General features: G+C 41.0%; 1 protein-coding gene. It reads right to left on the bottom strand.

What is annotated here, in order from left to right; translation table 11 throughout:
• On the bottom strand, positions 1-1,147 hold a 1,147-nt coding region (istA, locus tag BM390_RS15145; protein ID WP_089855784.1), incomplete at its 3' end, for an IS21 family transposase.
• Between the last annotated feature and the right edge of the window lie 184 nt (positions 1,148-1,331).

Raw genomic sequence — 1,331 nt, 5'->3', positions numbered from 1 at the left:
GTTCACCATATACCCGTTTATGTGATGCAATTCTTGCCTCTTTAAAGTATACTTCTAGTACATCCTTAGATAGACGAACGTCAACGTCACTTTGGATATATTCATAGGGAGTGGAGTAATACATGCGATCAATTTGAATGTGGTAGTTTGATTGAACTCTCGCTATTCTCCACTCCGATAATTTTAGACGTGGCTGGCGTAATGGGATAAGATAATCGCGTTCCTCTTCATCAAAGACAATTTTTCGTGACCCTGGTCGTTTTTGAAACGGCTCTTGATTAATGTCGTCTAATCGTAAGCGTATTTGATCGTTCAGTTCAGCTAAACTAAAGCACTGATAGTGTCTTAACGCAGCGATAATTTGACGTGATATAAAGCCAACAGTGCCTTCGACAGATGGTTTATCTTTAGGTTTTCGGGCACGTCCAGGAACAATGCTTGTCTGGTAATAGTCAGCTAGTTCCCGGTAGGACTCATTCAAAATCGGTTCCCCCTTTACAGGTTTTATCACACCAGTTTTCAAATTATCAGAGACAAGTGATTCGGCAACACCTCCAAAGTATTCAAAAGCGTGAATATGAGCCGTTAACCAGTTGCTTGATTTCATATCTAAAAATCCTTCGACATAACTGTACTGACTGTAGGGAAATGTCGCGACAAAAATATACACAGGCATATCACCGCCATTTTCGCGATCCTTAAGGGACAGCGTTGACCCAGCCCAATCCACTTCTAGTATTTCACCTGGTTTACGTTTGATTGGCATCGTCGCTTTGTGTTTCTTTGCGTATAGATTGTATTTCTCGGTGAACGATCGATAGGCATAAGGTAACTTACCACTACTCCTAGCCTCGTCACTGTACTCCGTATGGAGTAACTTTAAGGTAATATTCTTCTTTTGAAGTTCCTTATGAACTTTCTCCCAATCTGGCGGATAATATCCTTTTTCAACTGCTTGCTTCTCTGGATATAAAAGTTTAGCCAACCATGCGTTCGTCATGTCATCGGTTAACTTACTCACACCAGCCCTTTCAGCGCGAGTGATGACATCAGATACCGTGTTTCTTGAGCTACCTACACTCGTACTGATTGTTCTTTGGGAAACAGACTTGAAGTGTAGGTCTAATATCTGTCGATATTTAACCATCAAAAAAAACCTCCTGTTTATAATGTCGTACCGTTAGGTACGCAAGCTCATTATACAGAAGATTTTGTCTTTATATATCATATTAAGTTGGTGTGGCTCTCTTCATTGCACTCAGTGGCTCAGTTCTCCGCCCTGAATGGCTCTATTTTCCGCTCAAGTGGCTCTATTTCAATGCAGTATTCAC

Origin of the sequence: Halolactibacillus miurensis (assembly GCF_900116255.1) — a bacterium.
Lineage (GTDB): Bacteria > Bacillota > Bacilli > Bacillales > Amphibacillaceae > Halolactibacillus > Halolactibacillus miurensis.
Note: the sequence above shows the minus strand (reverse complement) of the source record. Positions and strands in the feature narration are given on the sequence as shown.